This is a genomic window from Novosphingobium sp. fls2-241-R2A-195 (assembly GCF_030209485.1).
In the GTDB taxonomy this organism is placed as follows: domain Bacteria; phylum Pseudomonadota; class Alphaproteobacteria; order Sphingomonadales; family Sphingomonadaceae; genus Novosphingobium; species Novosphingobium resinovorum.
On sequence record NZ_JARVRY010000002.1, the window covers coordinates 1 to 20,527 of the forward strand.

The 20,527-nt window shown below is 65.3% G+C and carries 14 protein-coding genes and 1 pseudogene; 11 read left to right on the forward strand and 4 right to left on the reverse strand.

The window, feature by feature from the left end; genetic code table 11:
* Window positions 1-506: aldose epimerase family protein (locus QRN25_RS00810; RefSeq protein WP_502910399.1), on the forward strand; the 506-nt coding region annotated here is incomplete at its 5' end.
* Between the two features lie 128 nt (window positions 507-634).
* Window positions 635-1,735: a LacI family DNA-binding transcriptional regulator gene (locus QRN25_RS00815; RefSeq protein ID WP_285016857.1), complete on the forward strand. Its 1,101-nt coding sequence runs from the start codon at window positions 635-637 to the stop codon at window positions 1,733-1,735.
* 137 nt (window positions 1,736-1,872) lie between these two features.
* On the opposite strand, the gene QRN25_RS00820 is transcribed toward QRN25_RS00815, so the two are convergent.
* Entirely contained in the window at window positions 1,873-3,975 is a 2,103-nt protein-coding gene (locus QRN25_RS00820; RefSeq protein ID WP_285016859.1) for an alpha-glucuronidase family glycosyl hydrolase, read from the reverse strand.
* Between the two features lie 302 nt (window positions 3,976-4,277).
* Between QRN25_RS00820 and QRN25_RS00825 the strand changes: the two genes are divergently transcribed.
* From QRN25_RS00825 to QRN25_RS00850, 6 genes are all read left to right on the forward strand, one after another.
* Window positions 4,278-6,599, forward strand: coding sequence for a glycoside hydrolase family 3 N-terminal domain-containing protein (locus QRN25_RS00825; RefSeq protein ID WP_285017204.1), 2,322 nt, complete (start codon window positions 4,278-4,280; stop codon window positions 6,597-6,599).
* A gap of 8 nt (window positions 6,600-6,607) precedes the next feature.
* Window positions 6,608-7,819, forward strand: a complete 1,212-nt coding sequence (gene manD, locus QRN25_RS00830; RefSeq protein ID WP_271184199.1) for a D-mannonate dehydratase ManD — start codon at window positions 6,608-6,610, stop codon at window positions 7,817-7,819.
* A 5-nt stretch (window positions 7,820-7,824) separates the two neighbouring features.
* A complete protein-coding gene (locus QRN25_RS00835) occupies window positions 7,825-9,108 on the forward strand; it encodes an MFS transporter (protein ID WP_285017206.1) in 1,284 nt (427 codons plus the stop codon).
* 21 nt (window positions 9,109-9,129) lie between these two features.
* On the forward strand, window positions 9,130-10,806 hold the full coding sequence (locus QRN25_RS00840) for a GH35 family beta-galactosidase (protein WP_285016864.1): 1,677 nt from the start codon (window positions 9,130-9,132) through the stop codon (window positions 10,804-10,806).
* 132 nt (window positions 10,807-10,938) lie between these two features.
* Complete coding sequence (locus tag QRN25_RS00845; RefSeq protein WP_285016866.1) at window positions 10,939-13,827, forward strand: TonB-dependent receptor; 2,889 nt, start codon at window positions 10,939-10,941, stop codon at window positions 13,825-13,827.
* 79 nt (window positions 13,828-13,906) lie between these two features.
* Window positions 13,907-15,127, forward strand: coding sequence for an SGNH/GDSL hydrolase family protein (locus QRN25_RS00850; protein WP_285017208.1), 1,221 nt, complete (start codon window positions 13,907-13,909; stop codon window positions 15,125-15,127).
* Between the two features lie 34 nt (window positions 15,128-15,161).
* Here QRN25_RS00850 and QRN25_RS00855 read toward each other — a convergent pair whose 3' ends face one another.
* Entirely contained in the window at window positions 15,162-16,262 is a 1,101-nt protein-coding gene (locus QRN25_RS00855; RefSeq protein ID WP_285016867.1) for a glycoside hydrolase family 43 protein, read from the reverse strand.
* A gap of 113 nt (window positions 16,263-16,375) precedes the next feature.
* Here QRN25_RS00855 and QRN25_RS00860 point away from each other — a divergent pair.
* From QRN25_RS00860 to QRN25_RS00870, 3 genes and pseudogenes are all read left to right on the forward strand, one after another.
* A pseudogene (locus tag QRN25_RS00860) lies at window positions 16,376-16,669 on the forward strand (isochorismatase family protein); the annotation flags it as partial.
* A gap of 98 nt (window positions 16,670-16,767) precedes the next feature.
* Window positions 16,768-17,859 carry an aldo/keto reductase gene (locus QRN25_RS00865; protein ID WP_285016870.1) on the forward strand — a complete coding sequence of 364 codons (1,092 nt, stop codon included), beginning with the start codon at window positions 16,768-16,770 and terminating at the stop codon, window positions 17,857-17,859.
* A 77-nt stretch (window positions 17,860-17,936) separates the two neighbouring features.
* Window positions 17,937-18,944 (forward strand): alpha/beta hydrolase family protein, encoded by a 1,008-nt coding sequence (locus QRN25_RS00870; protein WP_285016872.1) that lies wholly within the window; start codon window positions 17,937-17,939, stop codon window positions 18,942-18,944.
* 272 nt (window positions 18,945-19,216) lie between these two features.
* Here the strand turns inward: QRN25_RS00870 and QRN25_RS00875 are convergent, their stop codons facing one another.
* Complete coding sequence (locus QRN25_RS00875) at window positions 19,217-19,600, reverse strand: OsmC family protein (protein WP_271184777.1); 384 nt, start codon at window positions 19,598-19,600, stop codon at window positions 19,217-19,219.
* An 11-nt stretch (window positions 19,601-19,611) separates the two neighbouring features.
* A complete protein-coding gene (locus QRN25_RS00880) occupies window positions 19,612-20,523 on the reverse strand; it encodes a pirin family protein (protein ID WP_285016876.1) in 912 nt (303 codons plus the stop codon).
* Between the last annotated feature and the right edge of the window lie 4 nt (window positions 20,524-20,527).

The window sequence follows — 20,527 nt, forward strand, 5'->3', positions numbered from 1 at the left end:
ACTGGCCGTGGGACTGGTCCGCCACGCAGACTTTCGTGCTGGAAGACGGCGCGCTCCATGTGACGCTGGAGGTGGTCAACCGGTCCGACCGCGCCATGCCCTGCGGCCTCGGCCAGCACCCCTACTTCGTGCGGGAACCGGGCGGCCGGCTGCAGTTCGCTGCAGAGGGCGTATGGATCAACAATGCTGGCATGATCCCCGAACACCCTGCCCAGGCCGACCACTTCGGCCACTTCGCACAGGGCGCCGTGCCGCGGGCAGACACCCTGACCGACAACTGCTGGTTCGGCTGGAACGGCACCGCCGCATGGCAAGGCGTCGAACTCCGGTCAGACGACGCGCGGTTCGTCCATGTCTTCGCCCCGCCCGGCGAGGATTTCGTCTGCATCGAACCTACCAGCCAGATGCCCGATGCCTTCAACCGTCGCGACAATGCAGGCACCGCCGTCCTCGAACCGGGCCAGAGCACAGGTCTGGGCATGGTCATCTGCGCTGCTCCGAATTGACCAGCTCGAGCTCATCGTCGCGCGGCACGTAATCGCTGGCGGCGTGGCAGGAAAATTGTAATAGGCTGAACATGTAAGCGGCGGGATTCCGTAGCGACCCGGCCCGCCGCACGGGGGATCAGGCCAGCGTGACAGATCAGGATTCGACCCAGGATAAACCCGCAGACCGCGCCAGCCCACGGCGGCGCACCGCGCGGCGATCCCGGGCCACCATCACTATCGCCGACGTGGCCGAGCGAGCCGAAGTCTCGTTGATGACGGTCTCTCGCGTGATGAACGACAAGGGCAACGTCAAGGAAGACACCCGCGCCCGCGTGCTCAAGGCGATCGAGGAACTCAACTACTCGCCCAGCGCCGCCGCCCGCAACCTTGCCGCCGCTGCGGAGATCCGCATCGGCCTGCTCTACGCCAACCCCAGCGCCGGCTATCTCAACGAGTTTCTGGTCGGCAGTCTCGATCAGGCGAACGGGTCGAACGCGCAGCTCCTCGTCCAGCTCTGCGACAACGAGGACGAAGTGCTCACCATCGTGCGCCGACTGGTCGGCAACGGCATCGACGGCGTCGTTTTGCCGCCGCCGCTGTGCGACAACACGGCGATCCTCGACCTGCTGCTGGAAAGAGGCACGCCGACGGTGATCGTGGCATCGGGCAAGCCGTCCAAGGACTTGTCGTCCGTCAACATCGACGACCTCGGCGCGGCCGAGGCGATGACGCGCCACCTCGTAGCGCTGGGCCACCGGCGGATCGGCTTCATCAAGGGCAACCCCAACCAGAGCGCTGGCGCGCGGCGCCTCCAGGGATTTCAGGCGGCGCTGAGCGACAACGGCATCGCGATCGACGAGGAACTGGTCCTGCCCGGCCTGTTCACTTATCGCTCGGGCCTTGAGGCAGCGCACCGCCTGCTGGAACGCGATGAGCCGCCGACGGCGATCTTCGCCAGCAACGACGACATGGCGGCCGCGACCGTCACCGTCGCGCACCGGCTGGGTTTCGACGTGCCCGGCGACCTGACCGTGGTGGGCTTCGACGATGCCCCGCAGGCGACCTTCACCTGGCCCGAACTGACCACGATCCGCCAGCCGATCGCCGAAATGTCGCGCACGGCGGTGCAGCTTCTGGTCGAGGAAATCCGGGGGCGCCGCGAGGGGCGCGCCGTCACGCCCTCACACGTCCAGATGCCCTTCGAGTTCATCCAGCGCGAATCGGATGCGTCCCCGCGTCAGGGGTGAACGAAGTTCCGCACCGCGCCGGATGGCACGGAGGCATCACCATCCCTCGTCATTGCGAGCGTAGCGAAGCAATGACGATCCGAGGCGGGTGACCGCCGGCCCCGCCGCGCTCTCGCGCGGGCGGGACCGGCGTTACCTCAATGCCCCGGCGCCAGCGGGAAGCGCTGGGCCTTGTACCACGCCAGATCGTGCTCGGGCGCGGGGCTGCCCTCCGGCAGCGACAAGCCGTTGACCGACATCCAGTAGGCCAGGCTCGCATCGCGCCACCAGCGCGCTTCGTTGTGCTGGATGGCAAGGTAGCTGGCGGTCTTGGACCAGCGCTCGGCGTCCACCTTGTCCTTCACGCCGTCCCACTGCTGCTGCATCTGCGCCACCGTGGCGACGCCGCGATCGTAACGGGCGACCATCTCCTGCCACAGCGTGCGGCCCGACTTCATCTTCCAGTCCCATGGCAGATGATGAAACCACAGCAGTTCGGTTTCCGGCGTCGTGCGCGGATCGGCGAGCATGCGCGCGACCGGCGGCGCATACTGGGCCACGGCATTGCTGCCGGTGCGGGTGCGGTCGAAGCCGATGCCGCCGCGGTCGGCCTTGTGGTAGTAGGTCGGGTTCCACTCGGGCCGGGCGAGGTCGTTCACCCATGGCCCCGGCCCGTAGTGGTGGCCGGTGTCCATCAGGTGCGCGAGCCCGAACGGGCCGGTGTAGTCCACCACCGCCTCGCGCGATTCCATCATCATCGAGACGGCGGTATCGACCACGCGCGGATCATCGCCGAACGTCTGGCGCGCCCATTCGCGGGCGAGCGCCTCGGCCGACAGCGTCGGGTCCCAGGCGAGGCGGCCGAAGACGTACCAGTTGGCCTGGTTGAACGTCGAGCCCGACCAGTCACGGTCACGCCCGATATTGGCAACGCCCGCCATGCCGGTGAGGTCATGCCCCTCCAGCGCGCCGTCGACGACTTTCGCCACCGTCGATCCCTTGCCCTTGGCCCGCGTATCGGCCTCCAGCACTTCCTCGAACAGCGGGCCGAGATAGGCGAGGTGCGTCGCGAAACCGAGGTATTCCTTGGTGATCTGCAGTTCCAGCATCATCGGCGTCTTCGGCATCGCGCCGAACAGCGGGTGGAACGGTTCGCGCGGCTGGAAGTCGATCGCGCCGTTCTTGACCTGCACCAGCACGTTATCGGCGAACTTGCCGTCGAGCGGCTTGAACTCGCTATAGGCCTGCTTGGCGCGGTCGTCGGGGTCGGTCTCGGCGTAGACGAAGGCGCGCCACATCACCACGCCGCCATGCGGCGCGACGGCGGCGGCGAGCATGTTGGCGCCCTCGGCATGTGTCCGGTGATAGTCGCGCGGACCGGGCTGGCCCTCGCTGTTCGCCTTCACCAGAAAGCCGCCGAAGTCGGGGATCGCGCGGTAGATCTCGTCCGACTTGTCCTTCCACCAGGCCTGCACTTGCGGATCGAGCGGGTCGGCGGTCTTCAGCCCGCCCAGTTCGATCGGCGCCGAGAAGCGCGCGGAGAGGTAGACCTTGATGCCCCAAGGCCGCAGCACGTCGGCCAGCGCGGCGGCCTTGGCGATATAGGCCGCGCTCAGGCTGTCGGGGCTGGCGTTGACGTTGTTCAGCACCGTCCCGTTGATGCCGAGCGCGGCATTGGCGCGGGCATAGTCGGTGTAGCGCGGGTCCTTGAAGTCCGGCAGCGTCCACCAGTCCCACAGCGATTGCCCCGCATAGCCGCGCTCCACGCTGCCATCGAGGTTGTCCCAGTGGTTGAGCACGCGCAGCTTGACCTTCGGCGTGGAGGTGAGGTCGATCTTCGTCAGATCGCCGCCGGTCTTCTGCGCACGGATCGCCGCGAAGGCGCCGTAGAGCACCCCGGCATCGGAATTGCCGGTGACCAGTAGCGAGGGGCGCCCGGCGACCGTGGCAGCGCGCACGAGGTAGCCCTCGGTACCGAGCCCTGCGGTGGGCAGGCCCAACGCCGCCAGTTCCGGAGCGTCCGCGCGGGCCAGCACGACCGGAAGCGGCGCAGCGCCAAGATCACGGCGAAGCTCGGCAGCGGCCAGTTGCAGCGTCGGCGAATCGCCCACCACGCGCACGTCCGCCTGGGCCGATCCGGCCGGTGCAGGCGCCAGCCACAAGTCGTATCCGTCGTTCGCCAGCGCCGCGCCCGGCAGCACGCCGACGGCCAGCGCCGTCCCCGCAAGCCACGCCGAAGTCCACGCGCAAATCCGCGACATTCGCCTCTGCATCCCGTCCATCCCTTAAAAATTTGCCTGCCCAATGCGGTTGACAAGCTTCGTCGTTACCTTGAAAGATAGCGCTATCACAAAAGAGCCGGCCGAGGCAACGCCGTTTGCCGAATCGGGGCGAGTGCAGCCGGAACGGGCATTTGGGAGTATCGGGAAGTGGGATGCCATCACGCATTGTATCGACACGCAGCCTCGGCACAGCGCGCGGTGACGGCATGAGCCTGCGCCCCGCGGCATCGCGTTTCGCCGTATCGCGCCGCGTCCTTCTCGGCTGGGGTGGCGGCGCTTCGATGCTCGCCTTCCTGCCCGTCGCCGCCCGTGCCGCCGCGCCGGTCTACAAGGACGCGCGCGCACCGGTGGATCTTCGCGTCGCCGACCTGATGAGCCGCATGACGCTGGACGAGAAAGTCGCCCAGATCATCACCCTGTCCACCCGCAAGCGCGACGTGATGGACGAGGACCGCGCCTTCGACCCGGCACGCGCCACCCGCGCCTATCCCCATGGAATCGGCCAGATCGCCCGCCCCTCCGACCGGGGCGGCGCGGCGACCGCGAACAACACCGGCACCGACGTCACCGGCCGCTGGCGGAGGCCCGCCGAGACGATCGCCTTCGTCAACGCCACCCAGAAATGGGCGCGCGCGACCAGCCTCGGCATCCCGGTACTGTTCCATGAGGAATCGCTCCACGGCTACATGGCGCCCGAGGCGACCAGCTTCCCGCAGGCGATCGCCATGGCAGGCAGCTTCGACCCCGAACTGGTCGAGCGCGTACAGTCGGTGATCGGCCGCGAGGTCCGCGCCCACGGCTCGACGCTGGCGCTTTCCCCGGTGATCGACATCGCCCGCGACCCGCGCTGGGGCCGCATCGAGGAAACCTTCGGCGAAGACCCGTACCTCTGCGGCGAAATGGGCGTCGCCGCCGTGCGCGGTCTGCAGGGCCCAGGCAAGGAACTGGCCGAGGGCAAGGTCTTCGCCACGCTCAAGCACATGACCGGCCACGGCCAGCCCGAAGCGGGCAACAACGTCGCCCCGGCCCCGCTCGGCAAGCGCGAACTGTACGACAGCTTTTTCCCGCCGTTCCGCGAAGTGGTGCGCCGTACCGGCATCGCCGCCGTCATGCCCTCCTACAACGAGATCGACGGCATCCCCAGCCATGCCAACCGCTGGCTGCTGAACGACGTGCTGCGCGGCGAATGGGGCTTCGACGGCGCGATCGTCAGCGACTATGCCGCGATCCCCGAACTGGCGACGTTCCACCACCTCGCCGCCGATATCGAGGGCGCCGCGCGCCTTGCGCTGCATGCGGGCGTCGATACCGACCTGCCCGATGGCGAAGCCTATCGCACGCTCGCCGATCAGGTGCGCAAGGGGCTGGTGCCGGTCTCGGTCGTCGATGCCGCATGCCGCCGCATGCTGACGCTGAAGTTCCGCGCGGGAATGTTCGAGGCAGGGCCGATCGACCCCAAGGCTTCGGCGAAACTCACCGCCAATGCCGAGGCGCGCGCGCTGGCTCTTGAGGCAGCACGCAAGTCGATCTGCCTGCTCAAGAACGGAGGCGTCCTGCCGCTCACCCCCGGCGCGCACAAGCGCGTCGCGGTGATCGGCCCCAACGCCAACGTCACGCGCCTCGGCGGCTATTCGTCGGAGCCGCGCTCCAGCGTCAATCTGGTCGAGGGAATCACGGCGCGCCTGAAGGGCAAGGCCGAAGTCGTCTTCGCGCAGGGCGTGTTCATCACCCAGAGCGAGGACCGCTCCGCCAACGAAGTGCTGCTGGCCGATCCCGCGAAGAACCGCGCGCTGATCGCCGAGGCTGTGGAAACCGCCAAGGCCAGCGACGTGGTGATCCTCGCCATCGGCGATACCGAGCAGACCAGCCGCGAAGGCTATGCGAAGAACCACCTCGGCGACCGCACCGACCTCGACCTCCTGGGCGAACAGAACGCGCTGTTCGCAGCGCTCAAGGCCACCGGCAAGCCGGTGATCGTCGTCGCGCTCAACGGCCGCCCGCCCTCGTGGCCGACCGTGGCAGAGCAGGCCGACGCGATCCTCGAATGCTGGTATCTGGGCCAGGAAGGCGGCACCGCCATGGCCGAGGCGCTGTTCGGCGACGTCAACCCCGGCGCCAAGCTGCCGGTCACCGTGGTCAAGGACGTGGGCCAGGTTCCGTTCTTCTACAACCACAAGCCATCGGCCAAGCGCGGCTATCTGTTCGCCGACACCGCGCCGCTATACCCCTTCGGCTTCGGCCTCAGCTACACCAGCTTCACCCTCGGCGCCCCTGCCCTCTCGGCCCCGCGCATCGCGGCGGCGGGCACCGTCACCGTCGTGGTCGAAGTGACCAACACCGGCGCGCGCGAAGGCGACGAGGTGGTGCAGCTCTACGTCCACGACCGCGAGGCGAGTGTGACCCGCCCGGTCATGGAACTGCGCGGTTTCCGCCGCGTCACCCTCAAGCCCGGTGAGACCCGCAAGGTGGAATTCACCCTCGGCCCCGACGACTTCAGCCTCTGGAACGAGGACATGCGCGAAGTCGTCGAGCCCGGACTTTTCGACATCATGGTCGGCAACAGCAGCGCCGCCCTGAAGACCGCAACCCTCGAAATCGCCTGAGGACCATCATGCCCAAGATCGTAGACGCCAAGGTCATCGTGACCTGCCCCGGCCGCAACTTCGTCACCCTCAAGATCACCTGCGACGACGGCACCACCGGCGTCGGTGACGCCACCCTCAACGGCCGCGAACTGTCGGTCGCCAGCTACCTGACCGACCACGTCATCCCCTGCCTGATCGGCCGCGACGCGCACCGTATCGAGGACGTCTGGCAGTATCTCTACAAGGGCGCCTACTGGCGCCGCGGCCCGGTGACGATGACCGCGATCGCCGCCGTCGACATGGCGCTGTGGGACATCAAGGGCAAGATCGCAGGGCTCCCGGTCTACCAGCTGCTCGGCGGTGCCAGCCGCGAGGGCGTGATGGTCTACGGCCACGCCAACGGCACCTCGATCGAGGACACCATCAACGTCGCGCTCGACTATCAGGCGCAGGGCTACAAGGCGATCCGCCTGCAGTGCGGCGTGCCCGGCATGGCCTCGACTTACGGCGTCTCCAAGGACAAGTATTTCTACGAGCCCGCCGACGCCGACCTGCCGACCGAGAACGTCTGGAACACCTCCAAGTACCTGCGCGTCGTGCCCGAACTGTTCAAGGCCGCGCGCGAGGCGCTGGGCTGGGACGTGCACCTGCTGCATGACATCCACCACCGCCTGACCCCGATCGAGGCGGGCCGTCTGGGCAAGGATCTGGAGCCCTACCGCCCGTTCTGGCTGGAAGACGCGACCCCTGCCGAGAACCAGGAAGCGTTCAAGCTGATCCGCCAGCACACCACCGCGCCGCTGGCCGTGGGCGAGATCTTCAACTCGATCTGGGATGCCAAGGATCTGATCCAGAACCAGCTGATCGACTACATCCGCGCCACCGTCGTCCACGCCGGCGGCATCACCCATCTGCGCCGCATCGCCGCGCTGGCGGACCTCTACCAGATCCGCACCGGCTGCCACGGCGCCACCGATCTCTCGCCGGTCTGCATGGCCGCCGCGCTGCACTTCGACCTCTCGGTGCCCAACTTCGGCATTCAGGAATACATGCGCCACACGCCCGAGACGGACGCCGTGTTCCCGCATGCCTACACCTTCGAGAACGGCATGATGCATCCGGGCGATGCACCGGGCCTCGGCGTCGACATCGACGAGGAACTGGCCGCCGGCTACGAATACAAGCGCGCCTTCCTGCCGGTGAACCGGCTCGAAGACGGCACGATGTACAACTGGTGAGCACGATGCAGGCCGTCACCGCCGTCGAAACGGAAGCCCCGGCCAAGCCGGCCGGGCGCGTGCGCTGGATCGTGTGCGCGCTGCTGTTCGCGGCGGTGGTGCTCAGTTATGTCGACCGTCTGGTCCTGCCCACGCTCAAGCCCGAACTGCAGGCGCGCTACGGCTGGAGCGAGAGCGGCTATGCCGACCTCGCGATCTGGTTCCAGGCGGGGTACGGCATCGCCTATGTCTTCTTCGGGCGCCTGATCGACCGGATCGGCGCGCGTGCGGGCTATGCGCTGGCGGTGGCGCTGTGGACCTTCGGGCACATCGCCCACGTGCTGTTCACCAGCACCAGCGGCATGCTGCTGGCACGCATTCCGCTCGCGATCGGCGAGGCGGGGACGTTCCCCGCCGCCATCGCCGCCACCAACGAATGGTTCCCCAAGCGCGAGCGCGCGCTGGCGATCGGCATCTTCAACGCCGGATCGAACGTCGGCGCGATCCTGACCCCGCTGGTGGTGCCGGTGATCGCGCTGACGCTGGGCTGGCGCTGGGCCTTCATCCTGACCGGCGCGCTGACGGTGATCTGGCTGGCGGCGTGGCTCGGCTTCTACCGCCGCCCGCGCGAGAAGAAGACCCTGACCACCCAAGAACTGGCATGGATCGAGGCCGATCCCGTCGACCCGGTACAGCCGGTGCGCTGGCGCGACGTGCTGCGCCTGCGCCAGACCTGGGCCTACATGCTGGGCCGCTTCCTGATCGACCCGGTCTGGTGGACGTTCCTGTTCTGGCTGCCGGACTTCTTCAACAAGCAGTTCGGCGTCAAGATGCTGGACTTCGGCCCGCCGCTGATCGCGGTCTACCTGCTGGCCGACGTCGGCTCGGTCGCGGGCGGCTGGACCTCCTCGCGCCTGATGGGTCGCGGCTGGAGCCTGAACCGCGCGCGCAAGACGGCGATGCTGCTGGCCGCGCTGTGCGCCGTGCCGATCGCGCTGGCCCCGCAGGCGACCAGCCTGTGGACGGCGGTGGCGCTGATCGGGTTGGCTTGCGCCGGACATCAGGGCTTCTCGGCCAACCTCTACGCCCTGCCCGGCGACACGATGCCGCGCTGGATGACCGGCTCGGTCGTCGGCCTCGGCGGACTGGCGGGCGCGGTGGGCGGCATGCTCATGGCCAAGTTCGCAGGCGTGATCCTCGAGACGATCGGCAGCTACGAACCGATCTTCCTCGTCGCCTCCTGCGCCTATCTGGTGGCGCTCGCAGTGATCTACCTAATCCTGCCGCGCTACCAGCCCACGCACGCATAAGATAAATTCGGGAGCATCAGGATGACCTTACGCACGGCACTGGCCGCCACCTCGATACTGGCCACCGCCCTCACCCTCGCGGCACCGGCGCAAGCCGACGTGCCCCGGCTGGAGACCAAGGGCGACACGAAGCAGCTGATCGTCGGCGGCAAGCCCGTGCTGATGATCGCGGGCGAACTGAGCAATTCGGCCTCGTCCAGCGCGGACTACATGGCGCCGCACTGGAAGCGCCTGAAGGACATGAACCTCGACACCGTGATTACCCCGGTGTCGTGGGAACTGATCGAGCCGGTCGAGGGGCAGTTCGACTGGTCCTCGGTCGATTCGCAGATCAAGGCCGCGCGCGCCAACAACCTCAAGCTGGTGGTGCTGTGGTTCGGGGCGTGGAAGAACTCCATGTCCACTTACGTCCCCGCATGGGTCAAGCGCGACCAGCAGCGCTTCCCGCGCGCGGCGATGCCCAACGGCCAGAGCGTCGAAATTCTCTCCACCTTCGGCGGCGACACCCTGCAGGCCGACCAGCGCGCCTATGCCGCGCTGCTGGCGCACATCAAGGCGGTGGACGCCGCGCAGAACACCGTGCTGATGGTGCAGGTCGAGAACGAGATCGGCATGCTTCCCGTCGCACGCGACTACAGCGCGGCAGCCAACGCCGCCTTCCGCGAACCGGTGCCGTCCGACCTCGTCAATTACCTCGTCGCGCACAAGGACACGCTGGTCCCAGCCATGAAGCGCGTGTGGGTGGAGCGCGGCGCGCGCACCAGCGGCACCTGGGAAGACCTGTTCGGCGCGGGCGACACCTCCGCCGAGATCTTCGCCGCCTGGCACTACGCCCGCTTCGCCGACCAGCTTACGGCGGCAGGCAAGGCCGCCTACCCGCTGCCGATGTACGTCAATGTCGCGCTCAACCGGCCGGGCCGGATTCCCGGCGAATACCCCAGCGGCGGCCCGCTGCCGCACCTGCTCGACGTCTGGAAGGCAGGCGCCCCTCACCTCGATTTCCTGGCGCCCGACATCTACTTCCCGAACTTCGTGGACATCGTGAACGGCTACAAGCGGCCGGACAACGTGCTGTTCATTCCCGAGGCGCATAACTCCGACAATCCCATCGCCCCGGCAAATGCGTTCTACGCCATCGGCCAGCTCGACGCGATCGGCTTCGGCCCGTTCTCGATCGACTCGGTCGACGAGAACCCCGGCGCGCTCAAGGATGCCTACGGCGTGCTGCAGCAGCTCAAGCCCTATATCCTCGATGCGCAGGGCACCGATCGCATGGTCGGCTTCAAGCCGCGCCAGCTCTACGACGAAACCCTCGCCACCGAACCGGAAACGCGCGACGTCGGGCCCTATCGCTTCACCATTAGCTATGTCGATGCCCCCAAGCCGGGCGCGAATCCCGGGGCGGAGGAGCGGAAAGCCGCCAATGCCGCCATCGCGGCGGCGGGCGGCATCATCATCCAGACCGGTCCCGAGGAATACCTGATCGCGGGTCAAGGCATCACCGTGACCTTCAAGCCGCGCGCCGACGGCGGTGCCCTCGCAGGCATCGATTCGGCCTGGGAAGGCCACTATGACGCCGCCGGAAAATGGGTGGCCGGACGCCTGCTCAACGGCGACCAGACCCATCAGGGCCGCCATATCCGGCTGTTCCCGGGCCAGTGGCAGATCCAGCGGGTGAAGCTCTACACCTACAAGTAAAGATAACGCTATCATTGTTCTTGACGGCATCCGGTCACAGGAATATGGAAAAATGATAGCGCTAGCAAAGCCAGCGCATCCTGCGAGCCCCGAGCAAAGGGCAGCAGACGCATGGGAGGGAGTTCAGATATTATGACACGCAATTTCGTGACCGTTCGCGCCGTTCTGCTGGGAGCTGCTGCGCTCACCCCGTTCGTCGGTTCCGCCGCCCGGGCGCAGGACGCTGCAACTGTAGCAGCGCAGGCTCAGGCCACCGACTCGACCGTGGACGATACCGGCGCTTCGGCCGAAGACATCATCGTCACTGGTATTCGCGGCTCGCTGCAGAGCGCGACCAACGCCAAGCGCGACGCGGTGAGCTTCGGTGACAGCATCTTCGCCGAGGACATCGGCAAGCTGCCCGCCACCAACCTCGCCGAAACGCTGAACCGCATGCCCGGCGTGCGCCTCAACCGCGACATCAACGGCGAAGGCACCCAGGTCGCCATCCGCGGCCTCGGCCCCAGCTTCACGCGCGTGCTGCTGAACGGTTCGCAGCTGCAGGTGGCGTCGGACGGCGGCACCAACGGCGGCAGCGCCAACCGCGAAGTCGATCTCGACTTCTTCCCGTCGGAACTGTTCACCCGCCTCGACCTTGCCAAGAGCCCCTCGCCCTCGACGCTCGAAGGCGGCATCGCCGGTACCGTGAACCTGCGTAACGCGCGGCCCTTCGACAAGGAAGGCACCCACGTCACCGTCGTGGCACAGGGCCAGTACACCGACACCAACGACAAGTTCAGCCCGCGCGGCGCCCTCGTCGCCAGCCACACCACCGACACCTTCGGCATCCTCGTCGGCGTTGCCGGCGTGAAGACCAAGACCCGCGTGAAGGGCTTCGAGTCCGTTGGCTGGACCGACGGCAACCTGTCCTGCGGCACCGACTGCACCGACGCAGGCGGCAACAACTTCTCGTGGGCTTCGGTCGTTCCCGCCAACGCGGGCCACGGCCTGACCGCCGGCGATCCCGTAGACGTGGTGGCCACCTCGGGCCTGACCGCCGACCAGCTCAGCACCGCGCTGATCCCGCGCCTCGGCCGCCAGAGCCTGACCGAAGGCACCCGCTCGCGCGTGTCCGCCCTCGCCTCGCTCGAATGGCGCCCCAGCGACGAGCTGCACTTCGCGCTCGACGGCCTCTGGGCCAAGTCGCAGCGCAACTACAGCAAGGTCAACATGAACTGGCAGGTCCGCAACTCGGGCCCGGGCACCAGCGCGCAGTCGACCGGCGGCATGATCCCGATCGACCTGACCGTGGATGACAACAACGTCGTCACCAGCGGTACGTTCGCCAACTCGTCGTTCTTCCTCGAGGCTAGCCTGTTCAAGCAGACGACCAAGTTCTGGAACATCAACCCCAGCGTAACCTGGCAGCCGACCGAAGATCTCAAGATCGAGGCGAGCGCGAACTATTCGAAGAGCAGCTTCTTCCGTGAACAGCCGACCTGGGCCTTCCAGACTACTCCGCAGTCGGGCGTGGACGTCTATTACGACAACACGAGCGGTTCCTATCCGTCGATCACCAGCAACATCGACCTGAACGATCCCGATAGCGGCACCTGGCAGTGGTATCGCCAGAACATCCAGCTCGTTCGCCGCAAGACGGAAACCAAGGGTGCGCACCTCGACGTCACGTACGGTGATGACATGTTCAACGTGAAGGTCGGCGCGGCTTATGACCGTGCTACGCGCTCGATCCGCGCATACGACAACAGCACCGCCTACCAGCTGTCGGTCTGCGGCACCGGCTGCACCGGCAACACCGGTTCGATTACCACCGGCGAAATCTCGGAGTACCTCAAGAGCTCGTCGGTCGCCGGTTTCATCGTGCCCGATTTTGACGCGATCAAGAGCGCCACGAACTACGCCAGCTACCGCGACAGCGCGCCTGAAACGCGCGGCGCGGTGACTGGCGGCGCGACCGGCGACATGGACGAAGAGGTCATGGGCGCCTACTTCGAGCTGAACGGCGTGACCACGATCGCGGGCCGCGACCTGCATATCAACACCGGCATGCGCTATGCCCACACCAACCAGACCGTGACCGGGCCGAGCCAGGTCGGCACCTCGATCATCGACATCACCTCGAAGTCGAAGTACGAGAACTTCCTGCCCTCGATTAACCTGACCTATGATCTGGCGAACAACATCAAGCTGCGCGCATCCGCGTCGCGCACGATGACCCGTCCGGATGCGGGCCAGATCCTGCCCGGTATCACCTTCTCCGATCCCTCGGCGCTGACGGCGACGGCGGGCAACCCGGACCTGAAGCCCTACACCTCCGACAACTACGATATCGGCGGTGAACTCTACACCGGCGGCATTGGCTACATCGGCCTGTCGGCGTTCATGAAGAATATCCAGGGCTTCACCGTCACCACCTCGAACGAAGTCACCTTCGGTTCGCTCAACATCCCGTTCGACGGCCTGCTCTCGACGCAGCAGAACGCTCTTAACGATCGTTCGGCTGCGACCGGCATCGCCGTCAACAACCTGCCGATCACGGTCAACCGTCCTGTCAACCTGAGCGACCTGAAGATCAAGGGTCTGGAAGCCACCTGGGTCCAGCCGCTCGACTTTCTGGTCAAGGGCCTCGGCTTCTCGGCCAACGGCACGTACCTGAAGCAGTCCTCGTCCTCGGGCCTGGTTGCCACCGGCGTGTCCAAGTACTCGTACAATCTGCAGGGTTTCTACGAGAACAACGGCCTGTCGATCAGCGTGAACTATGTCTGGAACGACAAGTCGATCGCCGTGAACAAGCCGCAGAACGGCATCGCCAACGCTTCGCTGCGCAACGACGCACGCGGCCAGCTGGACATGTCGGCGGGCTACCAGCTGCCATTCCTCAACGACGGCGTGCGTCTGACGCTCGATGTGCTGAACATCACCAACGAGTCGATCCGCACCACCTTCGAATACTCGAACGCGGCCTACTCGGTCTACAAGCCGGGCCGTCAGGTACTGGCCGGCATAAGGGCCAACTTCTGATTTCCTCCCTACCCTACCCACTGAGCCGGCCTTTGTGCCGGCTCTTTCTTTTTCGGGAGACTTCGTTTTCATGACACACATGCTGCGCCCAGCCGTTCTGACCGCCGCGCTTGCGCTCGCCGCGCCGCTTCCCGCCACGGCTGCGCCTGCAGCCGCGCAATGTCCATGGACCGCCGCATGGGGTTCCTCGCAGATGCCGCTGAACGGTGACGATCGCCTGCCGGAAGCGGCCCGCCGCGACGTTACCCTGCGCCAGATCGTCCGCCCCTCGACCGCCGGAAGCGAGCTGCGCATCCGACTCTCCAACGCCTTTGGCGAGGCGCCGCTGGTCATCGAGAACGCAACGCTGGCCCGCGCGGCCTCCCCGCAGCATCCCGACCTCACCGCCGGTTCCTCGGTGCCGCTGCGCTTCGACGGCAAGGACCGGGTAGTCATCCCCACCGGTGCCGACTGGCTCTCCGACCCCGTCCGCATGGCCGTCTCTGCATTCGACGATCTCGCCGTGTCGCTGCACTTCGCGGCGCTGCCCGTGCAGCAGACCGGCCACCCGGGATCACGCGCCACCTCATACTGGCTGAACGGCGACCGGACGAACGACAACCCCTTCGCGGGCGCGACCACGACCGATCACTGGTACATGCTCTCCGGCATCGAGATGCGCCGCTGCGGCGCCGGCGCCGTGGTCACACTCGGGGATTCGATCACTGACGGACGCGGCTCCACCACCAACGGCAACGATCGCTGGACCGACGTGCTGGCCCGCCGCCTCTCCGGCAAGCGCGCGGTGGTGAACCAGGGCATCGGCGGCAACCGCGTGCTGCTCGACGGCACCGGCCCGAACGCGATGGCGCGCTTCGATCGCGACGTGCTCTCGGTACCCGGTGTCACCCATCTGATCGTGCTGGAAGGCATCAACGACATCGGCATGCTCACCCGCGACGCGCCTGCCGCGCCCGAGGCCCACGCCGCGCTCGTGGCCGGGGTCACCGCCGCCTACCGGCAGATCGTGGAGCGTGCGCATGCGCGCGGGATCAAAGTCTACGGCGGCACCCTGCTGCCGTTCATGGGCATGGAATACTACCATCCCGCCGCCGCCAGCGAGGCCGACCGGCAGGCGATCAACGCCTGGATCCGGACCCCCGGCCACTTCGACGCGGTGATCGACTTCGACGCGGTGATGCGCGATCCCGCGCGCCCCGATCATCTCAATCCGGCCTACGACGGGGGTGACGCGATCCATCCCAACCCGGCCGGCTACAAGGCCATGGGCGAGGCCGTTTCATTGCATCTGCTGAAATGAAAAAGGGGCGCCGATCAGGCGCCCCTTTTTCGTTTTACCGCCGGATCATCGGGTCGATCGTCCTGATCGTCCCGTCCGCGTTGTAGTGCAGTTCGGTCACCTTCACGTTGCGCAGGCGGGTCTGCCCCGAAAGCTGCGTGTCGGCATAGAACAGCCACCAGCGCCCGTCCCACTGCACGATTGAGTGATGCGTGGTCCACCCCTCGACCGGCTCGAGGATGCGGCCCTTGTAGGTGAACGGGCCATAGGGGGAATCGCCGATCCCGTAGGCCAGGAAATGCGTGTCGCCGGTCGAGTAGCTGAAGTAGTACTTGCCCTTGTACTTGTGCATCCACGAAGCTTCGAAGAAGCGCCGGTCGTGGTCGCCGCCCAGCAGCAGCTTGCCCTTCTCGTCGACGATGCGCAGTTCACGCGGGGCCTCTGCGAATTCGAGCATGTCGTCGCTCATGCGCGCGACACGGGGCAGGAGTGCCGGCTTGTCGTCCGCCTGCAGGTCGGTCTTCGAGCCGTTGGGATCGTACTTGCCGCCGACATCGCGCTGAAGCTGGCCGCCCCAGATGCCGCCGAAGTACATGTAGCTCTCGCCGTCTTCGTCGGTGAACACCGCCGGGTCGATGGAGTAGCTGCCCTTGATCGGCTCCGGCTGTGCCTTGAACGGCCCGGTCGGGCTCTTGGAGGTGGCGACGCCGATGCGGAAGGCGCCCGCCTTGTCCTTGGCCGGGAAGTACAAGTAATACGTGCCGTTACGGAAGGCCGCATCCGGCGCCCACATCTGCTTCTCGGCCCACGGCACGTCCTTGACGTCGAGCGCGACGGGCCCAAGCGTTACCGGGCCGCCGATCTTGTCCATCGATAGGATGCGATAGTCGCGCATCTCGAAGTGGCTGCCGAGGTCGTCCTCGGGCGTCGGCCCGTCGATATCATGGCTGGGGTAGACGTAGATCTTGCCGTTCCACACATGCGCGGACGGGTCCGCCGTGTAGATCTCGCTGACGAGCGGCTGCGAGAGGTACTTCGACTTGTCCGCCTCGACATGCTTCGCAGCGTCGTTGGAAGGCGCTTCTTTCGAACAGCCTACGATGGCAATGCACGATGCTAGCGCGAGCAAAGGCAATAAGCTGAATTTCCTTGGCATACGATCTCCCGCAAGATAATTATTACAATAAGATAGCGCTATCATTTAACGTTGGGATTTTGCAAGCGTTTATCGAGCATCGTGGAGAATAGAGGGCGTAGACTCCAACTGCCGCAGCGTTGGAGCAAACAGGCCGCAAGACATTGGTCATCTCGGGCTATGCGGCGGAAGTCGTAGTCCTTCAGGCTGTGCTTGACGCTGTCGCGGCCGGCTACACCGTCCACTACGTCGTCGATGCCATCGGGAGCAAATCGGCCCGGACGGAAGAGGCCGCCTTTCGCGAAATGGAGGAGGCCGGAGCGATCCCGACATCGGTCCTCAGCCTTACGACACGGCTTACCCCGGATTTCTTCCATTCGCCCGGCTCCGAGACTTTCGCCGCGCTGCAGACATTGCTGCGCCAGTAGCAATCGCAGCGTTGGTCCGACCCTCGAATTACAATCAGATCCAAGACTGACCCTGTCCTCGGACCCAGCACGAGGACCGATATCATCGGAGTGACATCATGAAGCATCGCAGACTCGGAAATTCAGGAACGTCCGTTTCCAAACTGGCGCTCGGAACGATGAACTTCGGCTCGCAGACCCCCGAGGACGAAGCGTTCAAGATCATGGATGCCTATGTGGAGGCTGGCGGGAATCTGATCGATACTGCCAACGTCTACAACGGTGGTTTGTGCGAGGAGATCGTCGGGCGCTGGTTCAATAGCCGACCCGCTGATGTAACGGACAAGGTCGTACTGACCACCAAAGGCCGGTCCGGAGACGACAGCATCGATCCCAATGCCACCGGCCTTTCGCGAAGGACCCTTCATCGTGCGCTGGACGCATCACTCAAGCGCATGAACGTCGAAAACGTCGACCTCTATCAATTGCATGCCTCCGACATGAAGACGCCGATGGAGGAGACGCTCGGATTTCTCGCCGACGCGGTCCAGGCAGGTAAGATTCACTACATCGGCATTTCCAACTTCACCGGCTGGGAGTTGCAGCTCTTCGTGTCGACCGCAAAGGCTATGGGCGCCCCCCTGCCCGTCAGCCTGCAGCCACAGTACAGCCTTCTTTCACGGGAGTGCGAATATGAGATTGTGCCTGCGGCCATCCACAATGGTCTGGGCATGCTTCCCTGGTCACCGCTCGCCGGCGGCTTCCTGAGCGGCAAATATAAACGCGGTTTGAAACCCGCGGTCGGCACCCGTGCGGGCTCGGACAACAAGCTTTATCAATGGGTGTCCGAGGAATACGCCAACATCGACCGCAATTGGGCAACGATTGCCGAGGTCATGCGTATTGCGAACGAGATCGGCGCGACGCCATCGCAGGTGGCCTTGAGCTGGATCGCGGACCGGCCCGGCGTGACGGCTCCGATTTTCGGCGCGCGCAACATGGCTCAGTTGAAGGATTCGATCGCTGCGGCCGAGCTGACATTGGACGATGCCGCTTCGGCAGCGCTCGAGGCTGTCAGCCGCCCGGCGCCCGGCGGCTACCCCTATGGTGCTTTCGGCCAAGGTCAACGCAACCGCGACCTTCATGACGGCGTGCCAGCCCCCGGTCTGCCCGTGTGGGGCGGCTCCGAACATCCTACGGGCAGGGCTTAATCATGCGGCACCGGCGGTGGGGCAGTCACCTGCTGCCGGTCGTGGCCTTGAGTTTGGCGATGGTAGCGGGACCTGTGATGGCAAATGAAATCGAAACGCCGAATATCAATGAACAGCCCCTTCAGTTGAAGGTTCGAGGAAGCTTTTTCGTCGGTGGTGAAGGTATAGAGCAAACCTTCGTCGAGCTCGGAAGTCAGCGGGCAGCGGATCGTGTGACGATCGGCCAGATGTATGTCGAATACATGGAGCCGGTCGGTGCGACCAAGGCGCCAATCGTCCTGATCCACGGTGCGGGCCAAAGCGGAGCCGGGTTTGATACCACACCCGACGGCCGGATGGGTTGGTTCGAGTATTTCGTGCGTCGCTCCCATCCAACCTATGTGGTCGATCAAGTGGGTCGGGGACGCTCCGGCTTCGACCAGTCCATCTTCAATCGTGTCGGCGCAGGCCAGGCGAGCCCCGACAAGCAGCCAAAGATCACTCGCATGGGTGACCGCATCGCATCGTGGATCAACTTTCGTATCGGCCCCGACGCAACCAAGCCCTATCCGGATACCCAGTATCCTATCGAAGCGGTCAGTGCCCTGTCCCGCCAGGGCGTGCCGGACCTGATCGCATCGCTTCCCTCCCCAAATCCAAACTACAAGGCGCTTGCTGCGCTCGCGAAGAAGCTGAACGGCGCGATCCTTCTCGGCCATTCGCAGGCTGGAGATTATCCGCTCGAAGCAGCTCTTCTCGATCCCAAGGCGGTCAGGGCAATGGTCCTGGTCGAACCCGGCCGATGCAACGCCGAAATCTATACAGCCGACCAGATCGCTACACTCGCAACGATCCCGCTATTGGTCGTATATGGCGATCACCTCGACACGCCGACCGGAATCAAGGGGTCGGACTGGCCCGCACGGTTCCAGGAATGTAAGCGACTGATCGCCAGATTGAAGAAGGCAGGCGGCCAAGCAGAGATGCTCCATCCTCCGGAACTGGGCATTCACGGCAATACACATCTCATGATGCAGGATCGAAACAACCTGCAGATCGCAGACCTGATTATTGACTGGATGGAAACACGCGCGGCTGGTGCCTGACCTCTCGTTGATGCAGGTGCCAGGTCCGTTTCGAAGCAGTCGGATCGGCGCGGGAACCGGATCGACGGCTATGCCATCTTTGACGGGACGATCACGAAAAGGCTGGACTTTGCCGAGGTCATGCTGCGGGTCGAGAACATTTCGATCGGACCTATGCCGTATCGACCCTGGACGAGATCCGCGGCGCATTCGTCGGACGGCCACGCACCGCATTCGTCGAACTGCGAAAGAACTTCTGAGCTGCTTCGCAGACAAGCCGGAAGTGCGAGGCCTCAGGCGAGCGTGGTGTCGATCGGCACGCCCGCCTTAAGCGTCAGGGTCACCGGCGTGCGTTCTGCAATGTCGGCAAGCCGAGCCTTCTGATCGTCATCCAAGCCCGCGATCACAAGCTTGCGGTCGATCCGCATGGTGTCCTTCCCGCCGGCCAGATGCAATTCGACATCCAGCGCCTGCAACGGCCAGCCCTTTCGCGCCGCATACATCTTAAGCGTGATCGCGGTGCAGGCGCCGAGGCTGGCAAGCAGAAGATCATAAGGGGCTGGCCCGGCGCCCTGCCCTCCCAATGCTGCTGGTTCGTCTGCTGTGATCCGGTGGCCACCGACGACGATCTCGGTGCGCCAGGGCGTATCGCCGATATGTGCGGTTCCATGTGCCATGATCGCTGTCCTTATGCCGGAAGGGGAATGAATTCGTGCTCGTGCGGGACGGAAGCGAACCGCTGTTCGCGCCAGTCTTCCTTGGCCTGCTCGATCCGATCGGCCGAAGACGAAACGAAATTCCAGAAGATGTGCCGCTTTTCAGGCAGGGGCTCACCACCAAGTAGCATCAGACGAGCACCTGCCCGGGCACGCAAGACTACTTCGACATCCGGCTTGAACACCACAAGCTGACCTGCCACGAAAGTCCCGGTCTGGCCTTCGACCTCGACGGTGCCGGAAACCACGTAGATCGCGCGTTCGATATGCTCGGCCTTGACGCGATAGCGCGCACCGTCCTGCATGTGGATGTCGGCATAGACCATGTCGGACCAAGTCTTGAGCGGCGAAGTCATGCCGTCCGAACTGCCCGCGATCAGGGTCAGGTGTGTGCCTGCATCTTCGGTGACAGGAATCTCGTGAGCCTTGTGATGCGAGAAGGCCGGAGCGGTTTCTTCCGCTTCCTTCGGCAGAGCAACCCAGGTTTGCAGACCGAACAGCTTGCCGCCCTTGGCGCGATTGTCTGCAGAGGTCCGTTCGGAATGCACGATGCCGCTGCCTGCCGTCATCCAATTCACTTCGCCCGGCCGGATGGTCTGCAGCGAGCCGAGCGAGTCGCGATGAAGGATTTCACCTTCGATGAGGTAGGTGACCGTCGAAAGGCCAATATGTGGGTGAGGACGGACATCAAGCCCTTCGCCGCTACGAAACACCGCCTCGCCCATCTGGTCGAAGAAGATGAAAGGACCGACCATGCGGCGCTGCGCACTCGGCAAGGCCCGGCGCACTTGGAAACCTTCTCCCAGATCACGCACCGGAGGCAGAATGACCTGCTCGACGCCTTCAACGTCGTACTCCGGGCTAAGCGAGGAATGAATGGTCATGGCG